At 72.0% G+C, this 22,599-nt stretch carries 21 protein-coding genes and 2 tRNA genes; 8 read left to right on the top strand and 15 right to left on the bottom strand.

All coding sequences use genetic code 11. The features are described 5' to 3' along the window. Positions 1-4: 4 nt before the first annotated feature. The 6 genes from OHS17_RS22660 to OHS17_RS22635 form a co-directional block, all read right to left on the bottom strand. Positions 5-1,279, bottom strand: coding sequence for an HD-GYP domain-containing protein (locus OHS17_RS22660; RefSeq protein ID WP_330313630.1), 1,275 nt, complete (start codon positions 1,277-1,279; stop codon positions 5-7). Then, positions 1,276-2,649, bottom strand: coding sequence for an HD-GYP domain-containing protein (locus tag OHS17_RS22655; RefSeq protein ID WP_330313629.1), 1,374 nt, complete (start codon positions 2,647-2,649; stop codon positions 1,276-1,278). The genes OHS17_RS22660 and OHS17_RS22655 overlap by 4 nt, the downstream gene beginning before the upstream one ends. A 149-nt stretch (positions 2,650-2,798) precedes the next feature. Beyond that, on the bottom strand, positions 2,799-3,119 hold the full coding sequence (gene rsrA / locus OHS17_RS22650) for a mycothiol system anti-sigma-R factor (RefSeq protein WP_018105560.1): 321 nt from the start codon (positions 3,117-3,119) through the stop codon (positions 2,799-2,801). Continuing rightward, complete coding sequence (locus tag OHS17_RS22645; RefSeq protein WP_018105559.1) at positions 3,116-3,772, bottom strand: sigma-70 family RNA polymerase sigma factor; 657 nt, start codon at positions 3,770-3,772, stop codon at positions 3,116-3,118. The genes rsrA and OHS17_RS22645 overlap by 4 nt, the downstream gene beginning before the upstream one ends. A 283-nt stretch (positions 3,773-4,055) precedes the next feature. Continuing rightward, positions 4,056-4,715: an alpha/beta hydrolase family protein gene (locus OHS17_RS22640; protein ID WP_330313628.1), complete on the bottom strand. Its 660-nt coding sequence runs from the start codon at positions 4,713-4,715 to the stop codon at positions 4,056-4,058. Positions 4,716-4,771: 56 nt separating this feature from the next. After that, positions 4,772-5,587 carry an SOS response-associated peptidase gene (locus OHS17_RS22635; protein ID WP_330313627.1) on the bottom strand — a complete coding sequence of 272 codons (816 nt, stop codon included), beginning with the start codon at positions 5,585-5,587 and terminating at the stop codon, positions 4,772-4,774. A 65-nt stretch (positions 5,588-5,652) separates the two neighbouring features. Here OHS17_RS22635 and OHS17_RS22630 point away from each other — a divergent pair, with 65 nt between their 5' ends. The 6 genes from OHS17_RS22630 (at position 5,653) to OHS17_RS22605 (ending at position 10,825) form a co-directional block, all read left to right on the top strand. Next, a complete protein-coding gene (locus OHS17_RS22630) occupies positions 5,653-6,366 on the top strand; it encodes a M50 family metallopeptidase (RefSeq protein ID WP_018105556.1) in 714 nt (237 codons plus the stop codon). Between the two features lie 214 nt (positions 6,367-6,580). Further along, a complete protein-coding gene (aroA, locus tag OHS17_RS22625; RefSeq protein WP_330313626.1) occupies positions 6,581-7,930 on the top strand; it encodes a 3-phosphoshikimate 1-carboxyvinyltransferase in 1,350 nt (449 codons plus the stop codon). Between the two features lie 3 nt (positions 7,931-7,933). Continuing rightward, on the top strand, positions 7,934-8,950 hold the full coding sequence (gene rsgA / locus OHS17_RS22620) for a ribosome small subunit-dependent GTPase A (protein WP_330313625.1): 1,017 nt from the start codon (positions 7,934-7,936) through the stop codon (positions 8,948-8,950). A gap of 111 nt (positions 8,951-9,061) precedes the next feature. After that, complete coding sequence (locus OHS17_RS22615; protein ID WP_161212602.1) at positions 9,062-9,385, top strand: DMT family transporter; 324 nt, start codon at positions 9,062-9,064, stop codon at positions 9,383-9,385. 52 nt (positions 9,386-9,437) lie between these two features. Continuing rightward, positions 9,438-10,238 (top strand): histidinol-phosphatase, encoded by an 801-nt coding sequence (gene hisN / locus OHS17_RS22610; protein ID WP_073862922.1) that lies wholly within the window; start codon positions 9,438-9,440, stop codon positions 10,236-10,238. A 185-nt stretch (positions 10,239-10,423) separates the two neighbouring features. After that, positions 10,424-10,825 carry a CBS domain-containing protein gene (locus OHS17_RS22605; RefSeq protein WP_018105551.1) on the top strand — a complete coding sequence of 134 codons (402 nt, stop codon included), beginning with the start codon at positions 10,424-10,426 and terminating at the stop codon, positions 10,823-10,825. A gap of 69 nt (positions 10,826-10,894) precedes the next feature. Here the strand turns inward: OHS17_RS22605 and OHS17_RS22600 are convergent, their stop codons facing one another. Continuing rightward, positions 10,895-12,346: a catalase gene (locus tag OHS17_RS22600; protein WP_330313624.1), complete on the bottom strand. Its 1,452-nt coding sequence runs from the start codon at positions 12,344-12,346 to the stop codon at positions 10,895-10,897. Between the two features lie 175 nt (positions 12,347-12,521). On the opposite strand from OHS17_RS22600, the gene OHS17_RS22595 reads away from it, so the two are divergent. After that, positions 12,522-12,941 carry a Fur family transcriptional regulator gene (locus tag OHS17_RS22595; RefSeq protein ID WP_026242534.1) on the top strand — a complete coding sequence of 140 codons (420 nt, stop codon included), beginning with the start codon at positions 12,522-12,524 and terminating at the stop codon, positions 12,939-12,941. Positions 12,942-13,049: 108 nt separating this feature from the next. Here OHS17_RS22595 and OHS17_RS22590 read toward each other — a convergent pair. The 4 genes from OHS17_RS22590 to OHS17_RS22575 all read right to left on the bottom strand — a co-directional run bounded on the left by OHS17_RS22590 (position 13,050) and on the right by OHS17_RS22575 (position 18,619). After that, positions 13,050-13,123 (bottom strand) — tRNA-Met (locus tag OHS17_RS22590). Between the two features lie 80 nt (positions 13,124-13,203). After that, positions 13,204-15,291, bottom strand: coding sequence for a tetratricopeptide repeat protein (locus tag OHS17_RS22585; RefSeq protein ID WP_330313623.1), 2,088 nt, complete (start codon positions 15,289-15,291; stop codon positions 13,204-13,206). Positions 15,292-15,505: 214 nt separating this feature from the next. Continuing rightward, positions 15,506-15,579, bottom strand: a tRNA-Met gene (locus OHS17_RS22580). A gap of 52 nt (positions 15,580-15,631) precedes the next feature. Beyond that, entirely contained in the window at positions 15,632-18,619 is a 2,988-nt protein-coding gene (locus OHS17_RS22575) for a UPF0182 family membrane protein (RefSeq protein WP_330315331.1), read from the bottom strand. A 128-nt stretch (positions 18,620-18,747) separates the two neighbouring features. Here OHS17_RS22575 and OHS17_RS22570 point away from each other — a divergent pair, with 128 nt between their 5' ends. Continuing rightward, positions 18,748-19,317, top strand: coding sequence for a PPA1309 family protein (locus OHS17_RS22570; RefSeq protein WP_330313622.1), 570 nt, complete (start codon positions 18,748-18,750; stop codon positions 19,315-19,317). Between the two features lie 28 nt (positions 19,318-19,345). Here the strand turns inward: OHS17_RS22570 and OHS17_RS22565 are convergent, their stop codons facing one another. The 4 genes from OHS17_RS22565 to OHS17_RS22550 form a co-directional block, all read right to left on the bottom strand. Then, entirely contained in the window at positions 19,346-20,434 is a 1,089-nt protein-coding gene (locus tag OHS17_RS22565; protein ID WP_330313621.1) for a YlbL family protein, read from the bottom strand. A 93-nt stretch (positions 20,435-20,527) separates the two neighbouring features. Further along, the gene (locus OHS17_RS22560; protein WP_026171849.1) at positions 20,528-20,716 is read right to left on the bottom strand and encodes a hypothetical protein; all 189 of its coding nucleotides are present in this window, start codon (positions 20,714-20,716) and stop codon (positions 20,528-20,530) included. A gap of 127 nt (positions 20,717-20,843) precedes the next feature. After that, positions 20,844-21,305 (bottom strand): molybdenum cofactor biosynthesis protein MoaE, encoded by a 462-nt coding sequence (locus OHS17_RS22555; protein WP_018105543.1) that lies wholly within the window; start codon positions 21,303-21,305, stop codon positions 20,844-20,846. 89 nt (positions 21,306-21,394) lie between these two features. Beyond that, positions 21,395-22,537, bottom strand: coding sequence for an SDR family oxidoreductase (locus OHS17_RS22550; RefSeq protein ID WP_073862917.1), 1,143 nt, complete (start codon positions 22,535-22,537; stop codon positions 21,395-21,397). Positions 22,538-22,599: the final 62 nt, after the last annotated feature.

Here is a 22,599-nt window from a genome sequence, read left to right as displayed (position 1 = left end):
TCGGTTACCCGGGCGGGACGGGGGTCAGACCGCCCCGGGCCAGAACCCGGGCCAGCGACTCCACCACCTGCGGCTGGTAGTCGTGCCCGGTGCCGAGCCTGAGCTGTTCCAGCGCACCCAGTGGCCCGGAGAGACTTTCCCCGCTGAGGTCGTCGTATGCGTTCACCGCCCGGACGATCCTGGCGGACAGCGGCTGCTCGCGGTAGGGGTCGGCCTGCCGCTCCACCACGACGGCCACCTTCGCGTCCACCCCGGTCTGCCGGACCACCGCACCGCCCAGCAGCGCGATCCGGCGCTGCTCGGCGGCCGGCAGCGGGGCCGTCGCCCCGTCCGGCACCGGGTCGACCAGGGAGAGCTGGCCGATGTCGTGCATCAGCGCCGCGTACTCCAGGACGGTGAGCTCCGGCCCGGACAGGCCCATCTCGCGCCCGACGGCCATGCACAGCTCGGCCACCCGGCGGGCGTGGCCGTGCGGGGTGTAGCCCGCGATCTCGGTGGACCGGGCCAGCGAGGCGATGGTCTGCCGGTACGTGGTGCGCACGGCGGCGAACCTGCGGTACGAGAGCTGGGTGAGCAGCAGCGGTACGCAGAGCACGGGCAGCGCCCACAGCCCGGCGGCGGCCACCCCGAGCGCCATGACCGCGCCGGTCGCGCAGACGGCCGAGCCGATGCCGATGAGCGCCCGCAGCTCGTCGCGCAGCAGCGGCCCGTACGGGGCGGGGGCCAGTCCGGCGCGGGAGCCGCGCGGAAGGGTGCGGGCGCGCAGGAGGAGCGCGGCGAGCACCGCGTCGCAGAGGGCGGTCAGGCCGAGCAGCAGGAGCAGGAAGGCCGCGTAGTACGGACCGTCGCCGAACCACTGCGCGCTGAGGCCCGCGTTGTACAGCGGCTGGAAGCAGACCGCCGCGAAGGTCACGGTGAGCAGCCGCCGGGCCACCTGGTCGGCGCCCGGCCCGTCGCCCCGCGCCAGCTGCGGCACCGAGGCGACGAGCTGGGCGGCGGCGAGGACCGCGACGACCTGGAGGACCCCGTGGCTGGTGGGCTGCCCGCCGCTGCGCCCGAGCAGGGCGTACGCGAGGGCCCCGGCGGCCCCGAGGGGCGCGGGCTCCCGTTCCCCGGGGAGGGCGCCCCAGCGGGCCAGCTCCCCGATGGTGATGAGGGCGCCGAAGGCGAGGGCGTGCCCCGGATCGTGGACCCCGCGCCACAGGGTGTGGCCGAGCCCGGCGGCGGCGAGCAGCAGGGCGGCGCCGCGCACACCGAGGGTCACGGGGCCCGGGGTCACCGGGGGCCCTCGGGGCGGTCGGCCGGGCCGGGGCTGAGCGGTGCCTTGACGGCCGCGGCGCCCCGGCCGCCGCCCCCCTCGCGCGGGGGCGGGAGCTGCGCGTCGTCCGCCGTGACGGCCCCGAACCAGCCGTAGCGCTCCAGGCCGCGCGCCAGGGCCCGCACCATCTGGGGGTCGAACTGCGTGCCCGCGCACCGCTTCAGCTCCTCCACGGCGACCGGGACCGGCCGGCCCCGCCGGTAGGAGCGGGTCGAGGTCATGGCGTCGAAGGCGTCGGCGACGGCGACGATGCGGGCGCATTCGGGGATGCCCCGGCCGGAGAGCCCGTACGGATAACCACTGCCGTCGAGGCGTTCGTGGTGGTGCAGGATCGCGGCCCTGGCCTCGCCGAGGAAGCCGATGCCCCGGACGATCTCGTGCCCGTACTCCGGGTGCAGCTCGATGACGCGCCGCTCCTCGGGGGTGAGCGGGCCGTCCTTGCGCAGGACGCGGGTGGGGACGCCCAGCTTGCCGACGTCGTGGAGGATCCCGGCGAACCGGAGGACCTCGACGCGTTCCCGGTCGAGGCCCAGTTCGTGCGCGATGAGGACGGAGGCGCGGCCGACCCGTTCGCTGTGGCCCCGGGTGTAGGTGTCCTTGATGTCGACGGCCTGGACGAGCGCCCTGATGGTGGCCCGGTGCGCGGCGTGCTCGCGGTGGTACTGGGCGTAGACCCAGCAGGAGATGTACATGGGCAGCAGCACGAAGAGCGCGGCGAGCGGCCCGTAGGAGCTGTTCCAGAGGACGGCCATCATCAGCCCGGCGAGGCCGTGCACCAGGTGGGGGGCGAGCGAGCGCGGCAGGAGCCCGCGCCAGGCGCGCCGGACGGGGAGCTGTTCCGCGGCGACCAGGATCGAGCCGTCGAGGGCGGCGAGCACGGCGCTGAAGGCGAGGGCCGCCGCGCAGACGGGCAGGAGCGCGTAGGGGAGGTCGGGCGGGCTGCCGAGCGCGGCGGGCCCGCCGAGCAGCGCGTGGACCCGGGCGGCCGCCCAGACGGCGAGGGCCAGCTCGGCGGCGCGCCAGATCCGGCGGGCGGCGGCGGGCGGTTTCCCGGCCCGGCCCACGAGGGAGCCGGGGACGGCGACGAGCGCCGCCGCCGCGGGGGGCAGCAGGAACGCGGCGGCGAGCAGCAGCGGGAAGAAGGAGCCCGCGCCGACGGCGCCGACCGGGAAGGGGCGGCGGCCGAGGAGTTCGCAGGCGAGGTAGAGCCCGGCGAGCAGGGCCAGGGTGGTCCAGGGGGTGCCGGGGCGCAGGGCGGGCGCGGCGCAGAGGGCCGCGCCGAGGGCGACGGCCCCGATATGGGCCCGCGCCGCCCCGCGTGTGGCTCTCACCCTCGCTCGCCCCCCAGCTCCGCCCATGGAGGGGCCACGCTAACGAGCGGGGCGATCCGGGCGGGTGCCGTTGGGGGCGATTAGCACGTTCGGGTGAAGCGCGCGGGTGTGCGGGGGGGGGGGCGGCGCGGAGGTGGGGCGCGGGGCGCCTACTCCTTGGCGGCGCTCGGCACCTCGGGACCGGAGACCGCGATGTCCTGTTCGGGCACCGCCTGTCCCGAGCGGATGAGGTCGATGCGGCCCATCACCTTGGAGCGCAGGTCGGCCGGCACGTCGTCCTGGCCGCAGCAGCGCTTCACGAGCTTCTTGACGGCCTGCTCCAGGCCGTACTTCTCCAGACACGGGGAGCACTCCACGAAGTGCTCCTCGAACTTGGTGCAGTCGCTGTCGGGCATCTCCCGGTCAAGAAACTCGTAGAGGTGGTCGAGGACCTCTGCGCACTCCGTCTCGTGCGGCTCTCCGCAGCTCATGAGCCCGAGCCTTTCCGATCGTCCGACTCCCCGGCGCCGGCCGGGACGAGCCCGCGGTCACGGGCGTAGTCCTCCAGCATGCCGCGCAGTTGACGGCGGCCCCGGTGCAGTCGGGACATCACCGTACCGATGGGAGTCCCCATGATGTCCGCGATCTCCTTGTAGGCAAAGCCCTCGACATCGGCGAGATAGACCGCGATGCGGAACTCCTCGGGAATCGCCTGCAGCGCGGACTTCACGTCCGAGTCGGGCAGGTGGTCGAGGGCCTGGGACTCGGCGGAGCGCAGCCCGGTGGACATGTGCGACTCGGCGCGGGCCAGCTGCCAGTCCTCGATCTCCTCGGCGGCGCTGCGCTGGGGTTCGCGCTGCTTCTTGCGGTACGAGTTGATGAAGGTGTTCGTGAGGATGCGGTACATCCACGCCTTGAGGTTGGTGCCCTCACGGAACTGGTGGAAGGAGCCGTACGCCTTGGCATACGTCTCCTGGACCAGGTCCTCGGCGTCCGCGGGGTTGCGCGTCATGCGCAGGGCCGCCGAGTACATCTGGTCGAGGAAACCGAGGGCGTCGCGCTCGAAACGCGCGTTGCGCTCGGCCGTCGTCTCCTGCGGGCGGCCGTCGTCGGTCCCTGTGTCGGTCCCTGTGACCGGACCCACCTCCTCCAACGCTGGGGCGGAGCCGAAACCGGACCCGCTCGAATCGGAGAATAGTCGACCTTGGTCCGGCGCGGGCTGTCGTTCCGTCCCGCCGAGTGACCGCTCGGGAGTGGTCTTGGCCGCATGCAGGACCGTCCACTCCAGGTCAGCGGTGTTCGAGCGACGTGGGCAGATGGTCGAACCCATGCGACGGACTCCCTCTCCACTTACGACGTTGGCGTACTGATGTCCCTCACAACAGCGGCCCTCCGCCGGGCATTCCCGGGCGTGCGAGGGGCACGCGTCACTTCAGATCCGCCAGCCACCCGGCGACGGACGCGGTGAGGATCTCCATCGCCCGCTCCTCGGTGAGCCCGGACTTCTTCGGTACGGAGAAGCCGTGGTCGCCGTACGGCACCTCGGTGATCCGGTAGTCGCCGGGCGGGAATTCGGCGGGCTTCCCGAACGGGTCGTTGCCGCCCTGGACGACGAGGGCTTCCACCCCGCAGCCCAGCAGCTCGTCGGCGCGGGTCTTCTCGGGGCGGCCCGGCGGGTGCAGCGGGAAGCTGAGCGCGAGGACCGCCCGGGCGCCGAGCTCCGCGGCGGTGCGGCAGGCCACGCGGGCCCCGGCGCTGCGTCCCCCGGCGACGACCGGCGGCCCGGCCGCCGCGAGGGCCGGCCAGAGTCCGCGCCAGCCGGTGTCCAGGGTCTTCGGGGCGGGCGCGAGCTTCTTGCCGGCCACCCGCCAGGGCTGCTCCACGAGGGCGACGCTCACGCCGTGCGCGGGCAGGGCGGCGCCGAGGGCCTTCAGGTCGCGGGCCTCGACGCCGCCTCCGGCGCCGTGGCCGAGGGCGAGCACGAGACGCGGGGCGGGGGCGTCCAGCCAGGTGACGCGGGCGGTACCGGCCCCGGTCTCGACGGTCTCGGCACGGGGGGTCACGTCGTCGGTGTTCACGGGGTCCATCCAACCAACACCCGGTGGGCGGTACGGGGATGGCGCGGCGCCCCGTCGCGTACGGCTCAGAAGAGGGTGCTCACCTCGGGCTCGGCCAGCTCGTCCTTCAGCTCGGGGCCGTTGTTGCGGACGTTGCTGACGGCGGTCGCGACCGGGTAGGCGCGCATCAGGCCGGGCGGCGGCGGTGTCAGCAGGGCGCGCAGCTCCTCGATGTCGGTGCGCGAGGGGTCCAGCCAGTAGTCCCAGCGGTCCGGGGTGAGCATCAGCGGCATCCGGGGGTGGATGTCGGAGAGCGAGGCCGGTCCGTCGGCGGGGGCGACGGCGAGCGGACCGGTCTCCGCCTCGGTGGTGATCACCGAGCAGGTGACCCACCACGCCTGCGGGTGGTCGTCGGGCAGGGTGCGGTCGCGCCAGAACTCGTACAGTCCGGCCATCGCGAAGACCGAGCCGTCGGCCGGGGTCACGAAGTAGGGCTGCTTACGGGGGCGCTTGCGGCGCCCCTTCTCCTCCAGCTCCCGTTCCTCGGCTCCGGTCACCCACTCGTAATAGCCGTCGGCGGGCAGGATGCAGCGCCGGGAGACGAAGGGGCGGCGGAAGGACGGCTTCTCGTGCACGGTCTCGGCCCGGGCGTTGATCATCCGGGCGGCGCCCTCCGGGTTCTTGGCCCAGGACGGCACGAGCCCCCATTTCAGTGCCCGCATCTGGCGAACCGGGCGCTGGTCGTCCGCGTCTTTCACAGGACGTTCCAGTACGGCGTAGACCTCCTTGGTCGGCGCCACGTTGTAGTCGGGCTCCAGCGCCTCGGCCGGTTCCCACTTCTCCACCTGGAAGAGTCCGGTCAGGTCCTCGGGCCGCCGACTCGCTGCATACCGTCCGCACATAAGTGCCAGACTGCCACGACCGCCATCCCGAACGGACCCCGATCCGGTAAGGAGCCGCCCGCCCCATGGACAGCACCGATCTCGGCAACCTGTGGGACCGCGTCACCGGCACCCAGCCCGCCCCGGAGCAGTGGCTGGTGGTGGTGACCGCGACCGCGGCGCTCATCGCGGTCGTGCCGAACATCCTCTGGCGGATGTCCCGGAACGCGATCACCATCGCGCACGAGGGCGGCCACGGACTGGTCGCCCTGCTCTCCGGCCGGCAGCTCTCCGGCATCCGGCTGCACTCGGACACCAGCGGGCTGACGGTCAGCCGGGGCAAGCCGACCGGGATCGGCATGGTGCTGACCGCGGCGGCGGGCTACACCGCGCCCTCGCTGCTCGGGCTCGGCGGCGCCTGGCTGCTGGTGGACGGCCGGATCACGCTGCTGCTGTGGCTGGCGACGGCCCTGCTCGCGGTGATGCTGGTGATGATCCGCAATGTGTACGGGGCGCTGACGGTGATCCTCACCGGTTCGGTGTTCCTGCTGGTCTCGTGGCTGGCCTCGCCCGCCTGGCAGTCGCTGTTCGCGTACAGCGTGGTGTGGTTCCTGCTGCTGGGCGGCGTACGCCCGGTGTTCGAGCTCCAGTCGAAGCGGCGGCACGGCGGGGCGCCGGACTCGGACGCGGACCAGCTGTCCCGCCTGACCGACGTCCCGGCGGCGCTGTGGCTGTTCCTCTTCCACGCGGTGTCGCTGTGCTCCCTGATCGGCGGCGGGCGCTGGCTGCTGGGGCTGTGACCGGGCTCACTCGGGGCCAAACCTCTGGGGCCTGTCCGGAGTTCCCCGTCGTCCGCGCGGAGCGCGGGCGCAGCGGCGGTCGGTGCGTGCGATCGGTGTGCGGGGGCGCAGGTCATGTGGCGGAGCCACCTGTCCTGCGCCCCCGTGCGGCGAGCGTGCGTGCCGGGCGTCGGGGCGCAGGCGGGGAACTCCGGACAGGACCTAAAGTGAGCGCATGACCGAAAGCTCCGTGCACCCCGCCCTCTGGCCCGCCCCCCTCGCGAGCGGGGCCGTCGACGCGACCGTCACGGTGCCCGGTTCCAAGTCGGTCACCAACCGGGCGCTGGTGCTCGCCGCGCTCTCCTCGGAGCCGGGCTGGCTGCGCCGCCCGCTGCGCTCCCGGGACACCCTGCTGATGGCGGACGCGCTGCGCGCGATGGGCGTACGCATCGAGGAGACGGTGTCCTCCAGCTCCGCCGCGACCGGCGCGGCCGCCGGGGCGGAGGCTGCGGGCGAGGCGTGGCGGGTCATCCCGGCCCCGCTGCACGGCCCGGTCACCGTCGACGTCGGCAACGCCGGTACGGTCATGCGCTTCCTGCCTCCGGTGGCCACGCTCGCCGAAGGACCCGTCCGCTTCGACGGCGACCCCCGGTCCTACGAGCGCCCGCTGACCGGGGTGATCGACGCGCTGCGGGTCCTCGGCGCCCGGATCGACGACGACTCCCGGGGCTCGCTGCCGATGACCGTGCACGGGGGCGGCGCGCTGGACGGCGGACCGGTCGCGATCGACGCCTCCTCGTCCTCGCAGTTCGTCTCGGCGCTGCTGCTGTCCGCGCCGCGCTTCAACCAAGGCGTGGAGGTCCGGCACACCGGCGACCGGCTGCCCTCGATGCCGCACATCCGGATGACCGTGGACATGCTCCGGGCCGTCGGCGCGCAGGTGGACGAGCCGGAGACCGGCGGCGAGCCGAACGTCTGGCGGGTCTCCCCCTCGGCGCTCCTCGGCCGCGACCTGACCATCGAGCCGGACCTGTCCAACGCCCAGCCGTTCCTGGCGGCGGCGCTGGTCACGGGCGGCCGGGTGACCATCCCGGACTGGCCGGTGCGCACCACGCAGCCCGGTGACGCGCTGCGCGACATCTTCACCGCGATGGGCGGCAGCTGCGAGCTCACCGAGCAGGGGCTGACCTTCACCGGCTCCGGCCGCGTCCACGGCATCGACGTGGACCTCTCCGAGGTCGGCGAGCTGACCCCGGGCATCGCCGCCGTCGCCGCCCTGGCCGACTCCCCCTCCACGCTGAGCGGCGTCGCCCATCTGCGGCTGCACGAGACGGACCGGCTGGCCGCGCTCACCAAGGAGATCAACGAGCTCGGCGGCGACGTCACCGAGACCGCCGACGGCCTGCACATCCGCCCGCGCCCGCTGCACGGCGGTACCTTCCATACGTACGACGACCACCGGATGGCCACCGCGGGGTCGATCATCGGCCTTGCCGTCCCCGGAGTGGAGATCGAGAACGTGGCGACGACCGCCAAGACCCTGCCGGACTTCCCGCAGATGTGGACCGGAATGCTCGGGGCCTGAGACATGCGCCGCTACGGCAAGAACCCCGACGAGGACGACATCCGCGTCCGCCCCAACCGCAAGGGCAACCGCCCGCGCACCCACATCCGGCCCAAGCACGAGGACGCCGAGGACGGCATGGTCCTCACCGTGGACCGGGGCCGCCTCACCGTCCTGGTCGGCGACCGCACGATCGTCGCGATGAAGGCCCGCGAACTGGGCCGCAAGGCCGCGGTGGTGGGCGACACCGTCTCCCTCGTCGGCGACCTGTCCGGCGACAAGGACACCCTCGCCCGGATCGTCCGCATCGGTGAGCGCCGCTCGGTGCTGCGCCGGACGGCGGACGACGACGACCCCTTCGAACGGGTGGTCGTGGCCAACGCGGACCAGCTGGCGATCGTGACCGCGCTGGCCGATCCGGAACCGCGTCCGCGCATGATCGACCGCTGCCTGGTCGCCGCGTACGACGGGGGGCTGTCCCCGCTCCTGGTGCTGACCAAGTCCGACCTGGCGTCCCCGGACCAGCTGCTGAGCGCGTACACCCCGCTGGGGGTGCCGTTCGTCGTCACCAGCCGCGAGGAGCTGGAGAACGGGGACGCGGCCGACCGGGTCCGCGAGCAGCTCAACGACCGGGTGACGGCGTTCGTCGGGCACTCGGGCGTCGGCAAGACCACGCTGGTCAACGCGCTGGTGCCGAAGGAGAAGCGGCGCACCACGGGCGTCGTGAACGCGGTGACCGGCCGGGGCCGGCACACCACCACGTCCGCCCTGGCGCTGCCGCTGCCGGGCTACCGGGGCTGGGTGATCGACACCCCCGGGGTGCGCTCGTTCGGGCTGAACCACATCGACCCCTCGCGGGTCATCAACGCCTTCCCGGACCTCCAGCCCGGTACGGAGGAGTGCCCGCGCGGCTGCACCCACGACAGCCACGAACCGGAATGCGCGCTGGACGCCTGGGTGGCGGCGGGGCACGCGGATCCGGCGCGGCTGGACTCGCTGCGCCGGCTGCTCTCCACCCGCAACCGGCGCGAGGGCGACTGAGCGGCGACCGGGCCGCGCACGTTTGCGATCACTCGCTTCCGGTAAGTGCATAATCACGCCCAGCGGCACCGGCCGGTGCGGGGCGGTGGGCGATGCGGGAGGGTGCGGACGATGGCATGGCTGCTGGTCGTGGTCGCGGGACTTCTGGAGACCGGGTTCGCGGTCTGCCTGAAGCTCTCGCACGGCTTCACCCGGCTGTGGCCGACCGTCGCGTTCTGCGTCTTCGCGCTCGGCAGCTTCGGTCTGCTCACCATGTCGCTGAAGAAGCTCGACGTCGGGCCCGCGTACGCGGTGTGGACCGGCATCGGCGCGGCGGGGACGGCCATCTACGGCATGGTCTTCCTCGGTGACATCGTCTCCACGCTCAAGCTGGTGTCGATCTCGCTGGTGATCCTCGGCGTGATCGGCCTCCAGCTCTCCGGCTCCGCGCACTGACCGCCCCGGGCCCCTGTGGCCCGGCTCACCGGCGGGTCGATACTGTGACGGCATGCCCGATTACCACGATGATCTGCGCCTGGCCCACGTACTGGCGGACGCCGCCGACGCGGTGACGATGGACCGGTTCAAGGCTCTGGACCTCAAGGTCGAGACCAAGCCGGACATGACGCCGGTGAGCGAGGCCGACAAGGCCGCCGAGGAGTTGATCCGGGGCCATCTGCACCGGGCGCGCCCGCGGGACGCGATCCTGGGCGAGGAGTACGGCATCGAGGGCACGGGGCCGCGGCGCTGGGTGATCGACCCGATCGACGGCACCAAGAACTACGTACGGGGCGTGCCGGTCTGGGCGACGCTCATCTCGCTCATGGAGGCCGGGGAGAACGGCTTCCAGCCCGTGGTCGGGGTCGTCTCGGCGCCCGCGCTGAACCGGCGCTGGTGGGCGGCGAAGGGCTCGGGGGCGTACACCGGCCGCAGCCTGACCTCCGCGACCCGGCTCAAGGTCTCCAGCGTGGAGCGGATCGCGGACGCCTCGTTCGCGTACTCCTCGCTGACCGGCTGGGAGGAGCAGGGGCGGCTCGACGGCTTCCTGGACCTGACCCGGGCCTGCTGGCGCACCCGGGGCTACGGGGACTTCTGGCCGTACATGATGGTCGCCGAGGGGTCCGTGGACATCTGCGCGGAGCCGGAGCTCTCGCTGTGGGACATGGCGGCGAACGCGATCGTGGTCCAGGAGGCGGGCGGCCGGTTCACCAGTCTGGACGGTGTGGACGGGCCGGGCGGCGGGAACGGCGCGGCGTCGAACGGGGCGCTCCACCGCGAACTGCTGGGGTACCTGAACCAGCGGTACTGAGTGCGCCCCGCCCGCGGGGCGGCGTAACGGACATTCGAGGGGCGTGCGGCGGGGCCGCGCGCCCCTTTCGTGATCTTCGCGACCCCTTGTCGGCTTCCCGCATCGGTGCGACTCTGAGCATTCCCCCACTTGTGAACTTGTGAATCGGCTCACGCAGTCGCTTCACCGAGGAGGTGGCACTCTTCATGCTCGTCCGTGACGCCATGAGCACGATGGTCCTCACCATCGGCCCGGCCCATACGCTGCGCCAGGCCGCCCGGCTGATGTCGGCCCGCCGGATCGGGGCGGCCGTCGTCCACGATCCCGATACCTGCGGGCTCGGCATCCTCACCGAGCGCGACATCCTCAACGCCGTCGGCGCGGGCCAGGACCCCGACACCGAGACGGCCTCCGCCCACACCACCACCGACGTCGTCTTCGCCGCGCCGGGCTGGACGCTCGAAGAGGCCGCGGCGGCCATGACGCACGGCGGCTTCCGCCACCTGATCGTCCTCGACGAGGGCGGCCCGGTCGGCGTCGTCTCGGTCCGCGACATCATCCGCTGCTGGTCCCCGTCCCGCCCCCGCCCGGCCGAACTGGTCGGCTGACCACCCCCGCACACGCGACCGGCCCGGCCCCCGGGTGCGGGGCCGGGCCGGTCGTACGGCCGAAAGGACTCAGGCGCGCAGCGCCTGCACGGCCGCCTCCAGCCGCTTGCCGAAGTCCTCGTCGGCACGGCGGAAGTTGCCGATCGCGCGCTCCGCGATGTCGTCGCGCGAGACCTTCGCGATGAAGCCGGACAGGTTGTCGACCAGCCGGGCCTTCTCGCCCTCGGACATGAGCCGGTAGAGGTTGCCGGCCTGCACGAAGTCGTCGTCCTCGGCGTGCAGCGGGGTCGGGTGGTTGCCCGTGACGCCGGTGACGGGGATGGCGCCCGAGAGCGGCCGGCCCGTCTCGGCGGGGCCGCCGAAGCTGTTGGGCTCGTAGTTCTTCGCGCCCTTGTGGCGGCCGTCGTACAGGTAGCCGTCCCGGCTGTTGGTCCGCGCCTCGGTGGCGTGCGGGCGGTTCACCGGCAGGTGGTCGGCGTTGATGCCGACGCGGTAGCGGTGCGCGTCGCCGTACGCGAAGAGGCGGCCCTGGAGCATCTTGTCCGGGGACGGACCGATGCCGGGGACGAAGTGCGCCGGGCTGAAGATGGACTGCTCGACCTCGGCGAAGATGTTCTCCGGGTTCCGGTTGAGCTCCAGCTTGCCGATCTCGACCGGCGGGTAGTCCGCGTGCGGCCACACCTTGGTGAGGTCGAACGGGTTGAAGCGGTACGTCGCCGCCTCGGCCGCCGGCATGATCTGCACCTGCACGGTCCAGGACGGGAAGTCGCCGCGCTCGATGGACTCGCGCAGATCCCGCTGGTGGCTGTCCGGGTCCACACCGGAGAGGCGGACGGCCTCCTCGGTGGTGAGGGTCTTGATGCCCTGGTCGGTCTTGAAGTGGTACTTGACCCAGAAGACCTCGCCCGCCGCGTTCTGCCACTGGTAGGTGTGCGAGCCGAAGCCGTCCATGTGCCGGTACGAGGCGGGGATGCCCCGGTCGCCGAAGAGCCAGGTCACCTGGTGGGTGGACTCGGGCGAGAGCCCCCAGAAGTCCCAGACGTTGTCCGCCTCCTGGGAGCCGGTGTACGGGTCGCGCTTCTGGGTGTGGATGAAGTCGGGGAACTTGATGGCGTCCCGGATGAAGAAGACCGGGGTGTTGTTGCCGACGAGGTCGTAGTTGCCGTCCTCGGTGTAGAACTTCAGCGCGAAGCCGCGCGGGTCCCGCACGGCGTCGGCGGCACCGAGGTTGCCCGCGACGGTGGAGAACCGCAGGAACGTCTCGGTCTGCTTGCCGACCTCCGAGAGGAACGCCGCCCGCGTCCACTGCGACACGTCACGGGTCAGCGTGAACGTCCCGTACGCGCCGGCGCCCCGGGCGTGCACCACGCGCTCCGGGATGCGCTCGCGGTTGAAGTGCGCCAACTTCTCCATCAGCAACTGGTCCTGCACCAGGACCGGGCCGCCGGTCCCGGCGGTCTCGCTGTTCTGGTTGTCGGCGACCGGTGCGCCTGCCTCCGTGGTGAGCGGTCCCTGCGTCACGTGCGCCTCCTGCGTCGTTTCCGCACGTCATGCCTTCATGCCGTGCCCGCGTCCGGCCTTCCTGTCCTCCGGCCGACGCCATAAGCGATCCTACATTGGACAAAGTCCAAGTCAACTGAGCATCCAAAGTCGCACCTATTCAAGACCTGGCCCTTGCGCTGCTAGAATGGCGCCCATGAGTGACCTGCTGGAACGACTTCGAGGACGCGGCTGGCGCATGACCGCGCAGCGGCGCGTCGTGGCCGAGGTCCTCGACGGGGACCATGTGCACCTGACCGCCGACGAGGTCCATGCCCGCGCGGTGGCCAAGCTGCCCGAGATCTCCCGCGCCACCGTCTACAACACGCTGGGCGAGATGGTGAGCCTCGGCGAGGTCATCGAGGTGTCCACCGACCGCCGCGCCAAGCGCTACGACCCCAACGCGCACCGCGCCCACCACCACCTGGTGTGCGCGCGGTGCGGCGCCATCCGCGACGTGCATCCGTCGGGCGACCCGCTGGCGGACCTGCCGGCCGGCGAGCGCTTCGGCTTCACGATCTCCGGCGTCGAGCTGACCTACCGGGGCATCTGCCCGGACTGCGCCGCGGCGGCCTGAACGCCGCACATCGAACCGCCCCCGCGCCGGGGGCGGTTTTCGCGCGCACCCGACCGCGCATACGACCGAGGGCCGGATCTTCGAAAAGATCCGGCCCTCGGTCTTCAGTAGCGGGGACAGGATTTGAACCTGCGACCTCTGGGTTATGAGCCCAGCGAGCTACCGAGCTGCTCCACCCCGCGTCGTTGTGTTCACAACCCTACGGGACGGCTCGGACCAGTGCAAATTCGTTCGGACGGCCCATGGGGCGGCCCGGACGCCCTTACGCCGTGAGCTCCTGGTGCAGGGCCTCGCGCAGCCGGGCCGCGCGCTCCGCGACCTCCGCCGGGCCCAGCTCGACCGCCCGGGCGCACCAGCGCTGCCCCTCCGCCAGCTCACCGCGGCGCGCGGCGAGCAGGGCCAGCCGCAGCGCCGCCCGCCCGTGCCCGTCGGCGGCGGCGCGGGTCCACCACAGGGCGGCCTCGCGCTCGCTGCCCTCGCGGGCCAGGAGCAGGCCGAGGTTGAACGCGCCGTTGCGGCTGCCGGACTCGGCCGCCGCCCGGTACCAATGGCCGGCGCTCTCCACGTCGCCCCGGGAGGCGGCGAGCATGCCGACGCGGACCTGGGCGCGGCGGTGCCCCTGCTCGGCGGCCCGCTCGTACCACTCCTCGCACTCGGTCTTCTCGGGCAGCGGCTCGCCCAGCGCGGGCGGCCCGGGCGGCGGCTGCCGCGCGTCCAGCAGCCCGGCCAGCCGGAAGGCCGCCTCCGCGCTGCCGCCGCCCGCCGCGCAGCGCAGGTGGCGCTCGGCCTCCTGCTCCTCGCCGTGGTGCAGGAGCGCCATGCCGACCTGAAGCGCCGCCTCGGTGTGCCCGGCCGCGGCGGCCCGCTCGTACCAGAGCAGGGCGGTACGGTCCTCGTCGCGCCCGGCGTAGAGGATGCCGAGGTTGAAGGCCGCGTCGACGCTGCCCGCCTCGGCCGCCTTGGAGAACCAGGGCTCGGCGCCGGCCGGGTCGCCGGCCTGGAGCAGGAGCACGGCGAGCGCGTTGGCGGCCTCGCGGTGGCCCGCGTAGGCGGCGCGGCGGTACCACTGCTCGGCCTGGGCGGTGCGGTCCTGGGCGGCGCAGAGCAGCCCGAGGTTGTACGCGCCGTTGACGTCGCCCGCGTCCATCGCCGCCCGGTACCAGCGCTCGGCCGTCTGCTGCTCGCCCCGGGCCGCGTGCAGCGCGCCGAGGGCGTTCGCCGCGTTGCCGTCGCCGTCCTGGGCGGCGCGCAGCCACCACACGGCGGCGCTCTCCCGGTCGCCCGCGTCGCGCAGCAGGAAGCCGAGCGCGCAGGCGGCCCGGGCCTCGCCCGCCTTGGCCGACATGAGGTACCAGCGCCCGGCCTCCTTGAGCTCGCCGCGCTGTTCGAGGATCGCGCCGAGGTGCAGGGCAGCGCGCCGGTGACCGCGCGCGGCGGCCTGCCGGTACCACTGCTCGGCCTCGCCGCCGCGCGCGTGGTCGGGGCCGGCGACCGGGCCGTCGCCCTCGGCGGTGCGGCGGGCCGGGACGGGCTCCGCGCCCGTGCGCGGGCCCAGGCCGGGGCGGCCGAACACCTCGTGCGCGGCGTCGGTGGCATTGCGCTCCAGGAGGCGCGCCAGCCGGTAGGCCGCCTCGCGGTGGCCCTGTTCGGCGGCGGCACGCAGCCAGCGCTCGGCGCCAACGTCGCTGCGGTGTTCCAGGAGGTCGGCGAGGGCGTAGGCGCCGAGCGCGTGGCCCTGCTCGGCGGACTGGCGCAGCCAGTACTCGGCGGCGGGCTCGTCGCCGCGCTCGCGGAAGTGCCGGCCCAGGGCGTGCGCGGCCGCGGCGGAGCCGGCCACGGCGGCGGTGCGCCACCAGCCGGCCGCCTCGTCGGGGTAGCCGCGCTGGTGCAGCAGGACGCCCAGGTTGTTGGCGGCGGCCCGGTCTCCGTCGGCGGTGGCGCCCCGCAGGTAGGGTTCGGCGCCGGCGAGGTCGCCCCGGCGCAGGAGCAGCGCGCCGAGCACGCTCATCGAGGCGGTGTCACCGGCGTCGGCCGCGCGGCGGTGGCGCGCCTCGGTCTCCGCGCCGTCCGCGCTCGCCTCGGTCTCCGCCCGCTCGGCGTTCTCCACGCCGTCGGCGGTCTCGATGATCTCTGCGGTCTCGGCGGTCGCGGCACTCTCCGCGTTCTCGGCGTTCTTGACGGGCTGGGCGTTCTCGACGGTCTCGGAAGTCTGGGCGCTCTCGATGGTGTCTTTGTACTGCTCGGCGGCAGCGGCAAACACCTCATCCACCAACTTTTCCGCCGGATGGACGTGCCCCCGCGCAAACCGCCCTGTCTTCAACAGAGTTGACCTGTCCCCCATAAATACCATCGTCGCACCACCTGTAACCCGCGTACACCTGGTATATCGCGGTCAGTGACGTCACTTCAGCGTTTTGTCGACATGCCCACAGAGAGACAAGTCAAACACGTCCCCGGTCAACTCGTGCCCCTCGAACCGCACTTCACGCCCACCTTGCGAAACAGGCCACCACGGCACGACGAAGGCCCGGATCCCCTGGAGGATCCGGGCCTTCGTCTTTCAGTAGCGGGGACAGGATTTGAACCTGCGACCTCTGGGTTATGAGCCCAGCGAGCTACCGAGCTGCTCCACCCCGCGTCGTTGTGTTCAAACCGTACCACGACGCGGAGGTGGAGCTTTACCGGATTACTCAGTCCCCGCCCTCATCGCCCGCCTTGCCCGAAGCGCTGGCTTGGCTGGCCTTGTCGCTCTTGTCGCCCTTGTCGGGCTTGGCCGCCTTGCCGTCGTCGGACTTGTCGGCCTTGCCGTCGTCGGCCGCCTTGGACTGGGCCGCGGCGGCCCGCTCCAGCGCGTCCTGAAGATCGGTCTGCGCCTTGCCGTAGGCCGCCCAGTCCTGCTTCTTCAGGGCCGCCTCGCCTTCGGTGTACGCCTTCTGGGCGTCGGCGATGGCCTTCTTGAGCGCGGCGTCACCGGTGGCCGGCGGCTGGCTGGTGTCCGGCGGCTCGGTGGTGTCGCCCGGTGGCTCGCTCGTATCGGAACCCTCGGCGCCGAACACGGCGTTCAGGGCCTCGCCGAGGCTGTTCTCGAAGACGATCTTCGAGCCGTACGAGGCGGCGACCTTGCGCAGCAGCGGGTAGTTCTGCGTGCCACCGCGCGTGTAGACCGGCTCGATGTAGAGGAAGCCCCCTTCGAGCGGCACGGTCAGCAGGTTGCCGTACTCGATGTCGGAGTCGGTGCCCTTGAGGTTTCTCACGAACTCGGCGACGTCGTCGTTGCCGTTGAGCTCACTCTGTACCTGCCCGGGGCCCTTCACCGCACCGGTGACTCTCAGGAGCCTTATGGTGCCGTAGTCCTTGCTGGCCGCATCGGCGTCCACCGCCATGAACGCCCCGAGGTCGGGCCGCCCCTTCGGGGTGAACGTCGTGGTGAGCGAGAACTTCTGAGCCGTCTGACCCGGCATCTTTATGCTCAGGTAGTACGGCGGGACGGAGCCGGACTCCTTGTTGGTCGGGTCGTCCGGGACCTGCCAGGCGTCACTGCCGCTGTAGAACTGGGCGGGGCTCGTGACGTGGTAGCGGGTCAGCAGCTCGCGCTGCACCTTGAACAGGTCCTGTGGGTAGCGCAGGTGGTCCATCAGGTCCTGCGGGATGTCCGCCCGGGGCTTCACGGTCCCGGGGAACGCCTTGCGCCAGGTCTTCAGGACCGGGTCCTTGGTGTCCCACTCGTACAGCGTGACCGTGCCGTCGTACGCGTCGACGGTGGCCTTCACCGAGTTCCGGATGTAGTTGACCTGGTTCTGCTGGGCGACGACCGCGCGCTGGTTGGTGGTCAGCGAGTCGGCCGTGGTGTCACCGAGCGTGGTGCGCGAGGCGTACGGGTAGCCGTTGGTCGTCGTGTAGGCGTCGACCACCCACTGGATGCGCTTGTTGACCACGGCCGGGTAGGCGTCGCCGTCGATGGTGAGCCAGGGGGCCACCGCCTCGACGCGCTCCTTGGGCGTGCGGTTGTAGAGGATCCGCGAACCGTCGCCGATGGCGCCCGAGTACAGGATCTGCGGCTCGCTGAACGCCACGGCGTAGGCGGCGCGGTTGAACGTGTTGGAGAGACTGACCCCGCTGTCGCCCTTGTAGCTGGTGGTCTTCTCGCCGTCCTCCTCGTAGTCGAGCTCCTTCTGGGGCCCGCCGACGATGGAGTACTGCTCGGTCTTCTCGCCGTAGTAGATCTCCTGCTTGTACGTGCCCAGGTCGCCGGTGGTCGGCAGTCCGGACTCGGTGAAGTCGGGAGATCCCTTCGGGTTCTTGCCGGTCGTGGTCCCCCGGGCGGCGATGGCGCCGTAGCCGTGGGTGTAGGTGAAGTGGTCGTTGATCCAGTTGCGCTTGGGGATGCCCTGGATGTTGAGCTCGCGCAGACCGATGACCGTGTCCTGCTCCTTGCCGGCGGCGTCCTTGTACCGGTCGACGTCGAGCGTCTTGGGGAACTGGTAGTAGTTCCTCTTCTGCTGGAGCTGCTGGAAGGCCGGCGAGACGACGTTGGGGTCCATCACCCGGTAGCTGGCCGCGTCGTTCGCCGCGGCCCGGAGCTTGGCGTCGTCGTCCTCGGTGGACTTGCCCGTGTAGTCCGAGACCTGCGCGTCATCGATGGCGTACGCGTCGCGCGTGGCCTCGATGTTCTTCCGGATGAACGGCGCTTCCTTGGCCTGCTCGTTCGGCTGGACCTGGAACTTCTGCACGATCGCCGGGTAGAGGCCGCCGATCAGGATGGCCGAGAGCACCATGAGCCCGAAGCCGATGACCGGGAGCTGCCAGGTGCGCCGCCAGAGCGTCGCGAAGAACAGCACGGCGCAGATCGCGGCGATGCAGAACAGGATCGTCTTCGCCGGCAGGTACGCGTTGGCGTCGACGTACCGCAGACCCGTCCAGTTGTCCGTGGCCTTGAAGTCACTGGACTTCACCGCCAGGCCGTACCGGTCGAGCCAGTACGCCACGGCCTTCAGCGTGACGAAGACCCCGAGCAGCACCGACAGGTGGCCGGTGGCCGCGCCCGTCGCCCGCGCGCCGGGGCTGGTGACCCGCAGCCCGCCGTACAGGTAGTGGGTCAGCGCGGCTGCGATCAGCGAGAGCACCGTGGCCGCGAAGCCGAAGCCCAGCAGGAAGCGGTACCAGGGCAGGTCGAAGGCGTAGAACGACACGTCCAGATGGAACTGGGGGTCCTTCTGGCCGAACGACACGCCGTTCACGTACATCAGCCACGTCCGCCACTGACCCGAGGCGGAGGCGCCGGCGATCAGACCGACCAGCGCGGTGACCGCGAGCAGCACCCACTTCTTGTACGGGGCGAGGCTCATCCGGTAGCGGTCCAGGCTCTGCTGCTCCAGCGACATCGCGCTCAGCGGCGGCCGGAGCCGGTGCGCGAGCCAGATGTTCAGGCCGACGGCCAGGGCCATCAGCAGTCCGAAGACGAGGAACAGCCCGATCTTGGTCCACAGGGTGGTGGTGAAGACGGACGAATACGCGACCGACCGGTACCAGAGCCAGTCCGTCCAGAACCCGGCGAACATGACGAACGCCATGGCGAGAATCGCCAGGACGCCCAGAGTCATGAGCAGGGTTCGGGCGCGCCGGGACGGGCGGCCGACTCTGATCCGTGGCCCGGTCGGGCCTCCGCCGCGGTCCGGCATCTGGAAAGCCAACGTGCGCACCTCGAAGTTCGCGGGTCGTGTGGAGCGGGCCCAGCGATCGTAGAGCCCATCCCTTCAACTTACTGATGCTTTACCTAGTTCCCGTTCCGGGGGCGGAAGGAGGCAGGATGTTGCCCATGTCCAACGTTTCCCCCTCAGGCCCCCCGATGGCCGCGAGCCCGCTCACCGTCGCGGTGCTCGAAATCGACGAGTACGTCTCCACCCTCGGCTGGGACCAGCCGGCCCGCCTCTTCGCCCTGGTCGACACCGCGCGGCTGCGGGCCCAGGAACCCGGCCTCGCCACCCAGCTCGGCCTTGACGACGACGGCGCCAAGGGCGCCGCGCTGACCCCCGTGGAGCAGGAGGAGCTGCCCGCGGGCGCGGCGCTGGACGAGTTCCTCGCCACGATCGCCTGGCCCGACGCGGTCGCCGGGTGCGCGATGACGGTGGAGCGCCTGATGCTGCCGCCGTCCGCCGAGGCGTCCGTGCCGGAAGGGCTGGACGACAAGCGGCTGACCAAGTGGGTCGCCCAGCACCCGGACCGGCAGGAGGTGCGGATGACCGTGGCCGTCCTGCGGGACGGGGCGCGCGAGTCCGCCGTACGCCTGCGTGAGAAGGACTCGGCGAGCGAGGTGCTGACCGGTGCCGGTCTCGTGCCGGGGCTGGCCGAGGCGCTGGCGGCCACCTTCGAGTCCTGACCGTCCGCCGTGTGCCGCGGGGGCGCGGTCAGCTCGCCGAGCAGCTCGGCAGCCCGGCCGTGTCCCCCGCGCGGAGCTTGTCCAGCGACTTCTTGGCGTCGTCGATGTTCTTGACGCGGATCAGGGTGAGCCCGTCGGGGGTGTCCTCGGCGGCGGCCGCGCAGTTGTCGTCGGGGGTCAGGAAGTAGCGTGCGCCCGCGTTGCGCGCGCCGACCAGCTTCATGGTGATCCCGCCGATCGGGCCGACCTCGCCGTCGTCATCGATGGTGCCGGTGCCGGCGATGAACTTGCCGCCCGTCAGCTGCCCCGGGGTCAGCTTGTCCACGATGCCCAGCGAGAACATCAGCCCCGCACTCGGGCCGCCCACATCGGCGAGCTTGATGTCGATGTCGAAGGGGAAGGTGTGGTCGGTGCCCGCCTGGATGCCGACGATCGCGCGGTCCTCCTGGGGGTCCTTCACGGTGGTGAGGGTGACCTTCTCGGTGCCCTCGGGCTCCTTGCCGGCCTTCTCGGCCGCCGCCGCGGTCTTGGCCGGGATCACGGTGAAGGTGACGTCCTGGCCGGGCTTGCGCTTGGTGACCAGCTTCGAAACGTCCTCGGGCTTCTCGACCGCGGTGCCGTCGACGCTCTTGATGACGTCGCCCGCGTGCAGCTTGCCCTGCGAGGGGCTGTCCTTGACGACGCTGGAGACCACGACGCGCGAGGTGACCGGGATCTTCAGCTCCTTGAGGGCCGCGACCTTGGCGCTCTCCTGGGACTGGCTGAACTCCTCGGCGTTCTCCTGCGTCGACTCCTCCTCGGTCTTGCCGTCCGGGTAGAGGGTGTCGTGCGGTACGACGACGCTGTCGTGGCCCAGCCATCCGGAGACGGCCTCGACCAGATTCATGCTGTAGTCGGCGCCGGTGACGCGGACCGTCGTCATGTTGAGGTTGCCGGACGTCTTGTACGTCTTGTGGCCGGTGATCCGCAGGACGGGGTCGCCCTCGACGTCGCCGAGTGTGTTCACCGTCGGACCGGGAGACATCTCCGCGTACGGCACTTTGATCAGCACGCCCGCGCAGAGCAGCGCGATCAGGATCAGCGTGGAGGCGAGCATCGTCGCGGTGCGGCGTGGCATGGAACGACAGTACGGGAAGGGTCTGTCAGTGCACCGCCGGGGCCGGTCCGTACGGGGCCAGGGGCGGGCGGGGTGAGAACGCGGGGCGCGGCCTCAGACGTTCGATATCTGCTCCACCGGTTCGGAACCGGAGTGGGACTTCTCCATGGCTTCGCGGAACTTCGCGTATCCGGCGAGCTCGGTGACGTCACCGGTGGTGCGGTTGCGGGCGGCCCAGCCTCCCCATATCGCAGCGCCGAACGCGGCAAAAACCGGAATCAACAACCAGGCGAGCGCTGCCATGCCGACCTCCCTACCCCCTGATGCGACCGACTGGCCGATCAGCAGATTAACCATCTGGAAAAACAACGCTCGTGGCAGGGGTGCGGTTACGCAAATCGGGGCGGATGCCCGCCGTTCCGGTTTGCGCTCAGCAGGCGCCGACCCACTCCTCCGTGCCGTCCGAGAAGTGCTGGTGCTTCCAGATCGGAACCTCGTGCTTGAGGTCGTCGATGAGCTTGCGGGAGGCCGCGAACGCCTCCGCGCGGTGGGGGCAGGAGACCGCCACGACGACCGCGATGTCACCCACCCGCAGTTCACCCACACGGTGGACGGCGGCCAGCGCCCGGACCGGGAAGTCGGCGACGACCTTCTCCGCCACCCGGCGCATCTCCTCGGCGGCCGAGGGGTGGCACGAGTAGCCGAGGCCGTCGACGTCCTGTCCGCCGTCGTGGTCACGCACGGTGCCGACGAAGAGGGTGGTGCCGCCCGCGGCGTCGTCACCGACTGCCCGGAAGACCTCGTCCACCGACAGCGGCGTGTCACGGATGTCCAGCAGCCGGATCGGGTCCCGCGCCGTCTGCTCGCCGGGGTGGTCGTACGTGAGTGCCATGCCCCCATCGTGCCGTACCGCGCCGACTGGACGTAATTGCCGATTCACCCGGCGGGCCGCGCCCCGTGTTGGAGTCTCCTACAGGGTGCTCAGATGCGGCGGCGGGCCTTGCGGGCGCGGCGCACCAGGGCCGCGGTGCCGAGCAGTGCGACGGTCGCCCCGGCGGCTCCGGCGGCGGTGGCGTCCTTGCGGCCGAGACGGCGGCCGGCGACGGTGTGGCGGCCCTCCACCTCCTCCAGGAGCGCGGCGAGCACCTCCTCGTTGGTCCAGGCCGGACGCCAGCCCGCGTCGTGCAGCCGGCTCACGCTGACCACCCAGGGGTGCATGGTGTACGCCAGGTCGCCCGCGGGCGAGGGGGTGAGACCGATCCGGTGCAGCCGGGCGGCGGCACCCAGCGCGACGGCGGAGGGGAGCTCCATCCGGCGCACCCCGCTCAGCTCCTCGACCTCCTCCTGCTCCAGCCAGCCGTCGCAGCCGACCGCGAACTCCCCGTCGATCTTCTCCAGGGCGGCGTACTCCAGCGCCGTGACCAGGTCCTCCACGTGGCAGAACTGCCAGGCGGGCCGGGAACCGGCGACCACGAGCAGCCGGGGTGACTCGAAGTAGCGGGTCAGCGCGGTGTCCGTGCCGCCGACGAGCACGGCCGGGCGCACGACGGTGACGTGCAGCCCGGGGTGGGCGCGCGGGGCGCGGCGGCCGAGCCGTTCGATCTCCAGCAGGTCGCCGACGCCGGTGGCCTCGGCGGTGGCCCGCAGCTCGGCGTCCTCGGCGAGCGGGAGGTCGTTGTCGGGCAGCGCCCCGTAGACCATGGCGGAGGTGCACAGCACGACGCGGTGGACGCCGGCGGCCGCCGCGGCGGTCAGCACGGTCTGGGTGCCGCGCACGTTGTAGGCGGTGCGCGCGGCGGGGTCGGTCTCCAGGTCGAGGTCGAGCGCCAGGTGGACGACGACGTCCGCGCCGCGCAGCTTGTCGGCGATGGCGGGGTCGCGGACGTCGAGGAGGTGCCAGGTCGCGTCGGAGACCTCGCCCCGGCGCTCGTCGATGGCGATGACCTGCTTGATCTCCTCGGAGGCGGCGAGGCGCGCGGTGAGCAGCTCACCGACGCCCGTCGCGGCTCCGGTGACGGCCACGACCGGGCCGCGGCCTCTGGGGCGGCCCGGGACGGATTTCTTCTCGGGTGACGGGTCGGCCAGGTTTCGCGCTGCGCGAACCTGCGGATCTGGGGAACTCACCGGGCGTCTCCAGCGGTTGTCTTCAGTACGTACCCGCGTGACACGTACGTACCAGGTGGCGT

Source organism: Streptomyces sp. NBC_00523, from assembly GCF_036346615.1.
Lineage (GTDB): Bacteria > Actinomycetota > Actinomycetes > Streptomycetales > Streptomycetaceae > Streptomyces.
This window is presented reverse-complemented; position numbering and strand designations above follow the sequence as displayed.

Excerpts from the sequence above, each read along its gene's own strand:
- rsrA (WP_018105560.1), bottom strand. The coding sequence starts at position 3,119 with ATGAGCTGCGGAGAGCCGCACGAGACGGAGTGCGCAGAGGTCCTCGAC.
- OHS17_RS22575 (WP_330315331.1), bottom strand. The coding sequence starts at position 18,619 with ATGCCGGACCGCGGCGGAGGCCCGACCGGGCCACGGATCAGAGTCGGC.
- hisN (WP_073862922.1), top strand. The coding sequence starts at position 9,438 with ATGCCCGATTACCACGATGATCTGCGCCTGGCCCACGTACTGGCGGAC.
- OHS17_RS22595 (WP_026242534.1), top strand. The coding sequence starts at position 12,522 with ATGAGTGACCTGCTGGAACGACTTCGAGGACGCGGCTGGCGCATGACC.
- OHS17_RS22615 (WP_161212602.1), top strand. The coding sequence starts at position 9,062 with ATGGCATGGCTGCTGGTCGTGGTCGCGGGACTTCTGGAGACCGGGTTC.
- aroA (WP_330313626.1), top strand. The coding sequence starts at position 6,581 with ATGACCGAAAGCTCCGTGCACCCCGCCCTCTGGCCCGCCCCCCTCGCG.
- OHS17_RS22585 (WP_330313623.1), bottom strand. The coding sequence starts at position 15,291 with ATGGTATTTATGGGGGACAGGTCAACTCTGTTGAAGACAGGGCGGTTT.
- OHS17_RS22560 (WP_026171849.1), bottom strand. The coding sequence starts at position 20,716 with ATGGCAGCGCTCGCCTGGTTGTTGATTCCGGTTTTTGCCGCGTTCGGC.
- OHS17_RS22635 (WP_330313627.1), bottom strand. The coding sequence starts at position 5,587 with ATGTGCGGACGGTATGCAGCGAGTCGGCGGCCCGAGGACCTGACCGGA.
- OHS17_RS22630 (WP_018105556.1), top strand. The coding sequence starts at position 5,653 with ATGGACAGCACCGATCTCGGCAACCTGTGGGACCGCGTCACCGGCACC.
- rsgA (WP_330313625.1), top strand. The coding sequence starts at position 7,934 with ATGCGCCGCTACGGCAAGAACCCCGACGAGGACGACATCCGCGTCCGC.
- OHS17_RS22570 (WP_330313622.1), top strand. The coding sequence starts at position 18,748 with ATGTTGCCCATGTCCAACGTTTCCCCCTCAGGCCCCCCGATGGCCGCG.
- OHS17_RS22640 (WP_330313628.1), bottom strand. The coding sequence starts at position 4,715 with ATGGACCCCGTGAACACCGACGACGTGACCCCCCGTGCCGAGACCGTC.
- OHS17_RS22565 (WP_330313621.1), bottom strand. The coding sequence starts at position 20,434 with ATGCCACGCCGCACCGCGACGATGCTCGCCTCCACGCTGATCCTGATC.
- OHS17_RS22605 (WP_018105551.1), top strand. The coding sequence starts at position 10,424 with ATGCTCGTCCGTGACGCCATGAGCACGATGGTCCTCACCATCGGCCCG.
- OHS17_RS22555 (WP_018105543.1), bottom strand. The coding sequence starts at position 21,305 with ATGGCACTCACGTACGACCACCCCGGCGAGCAGACGGCGCGGGACCCG.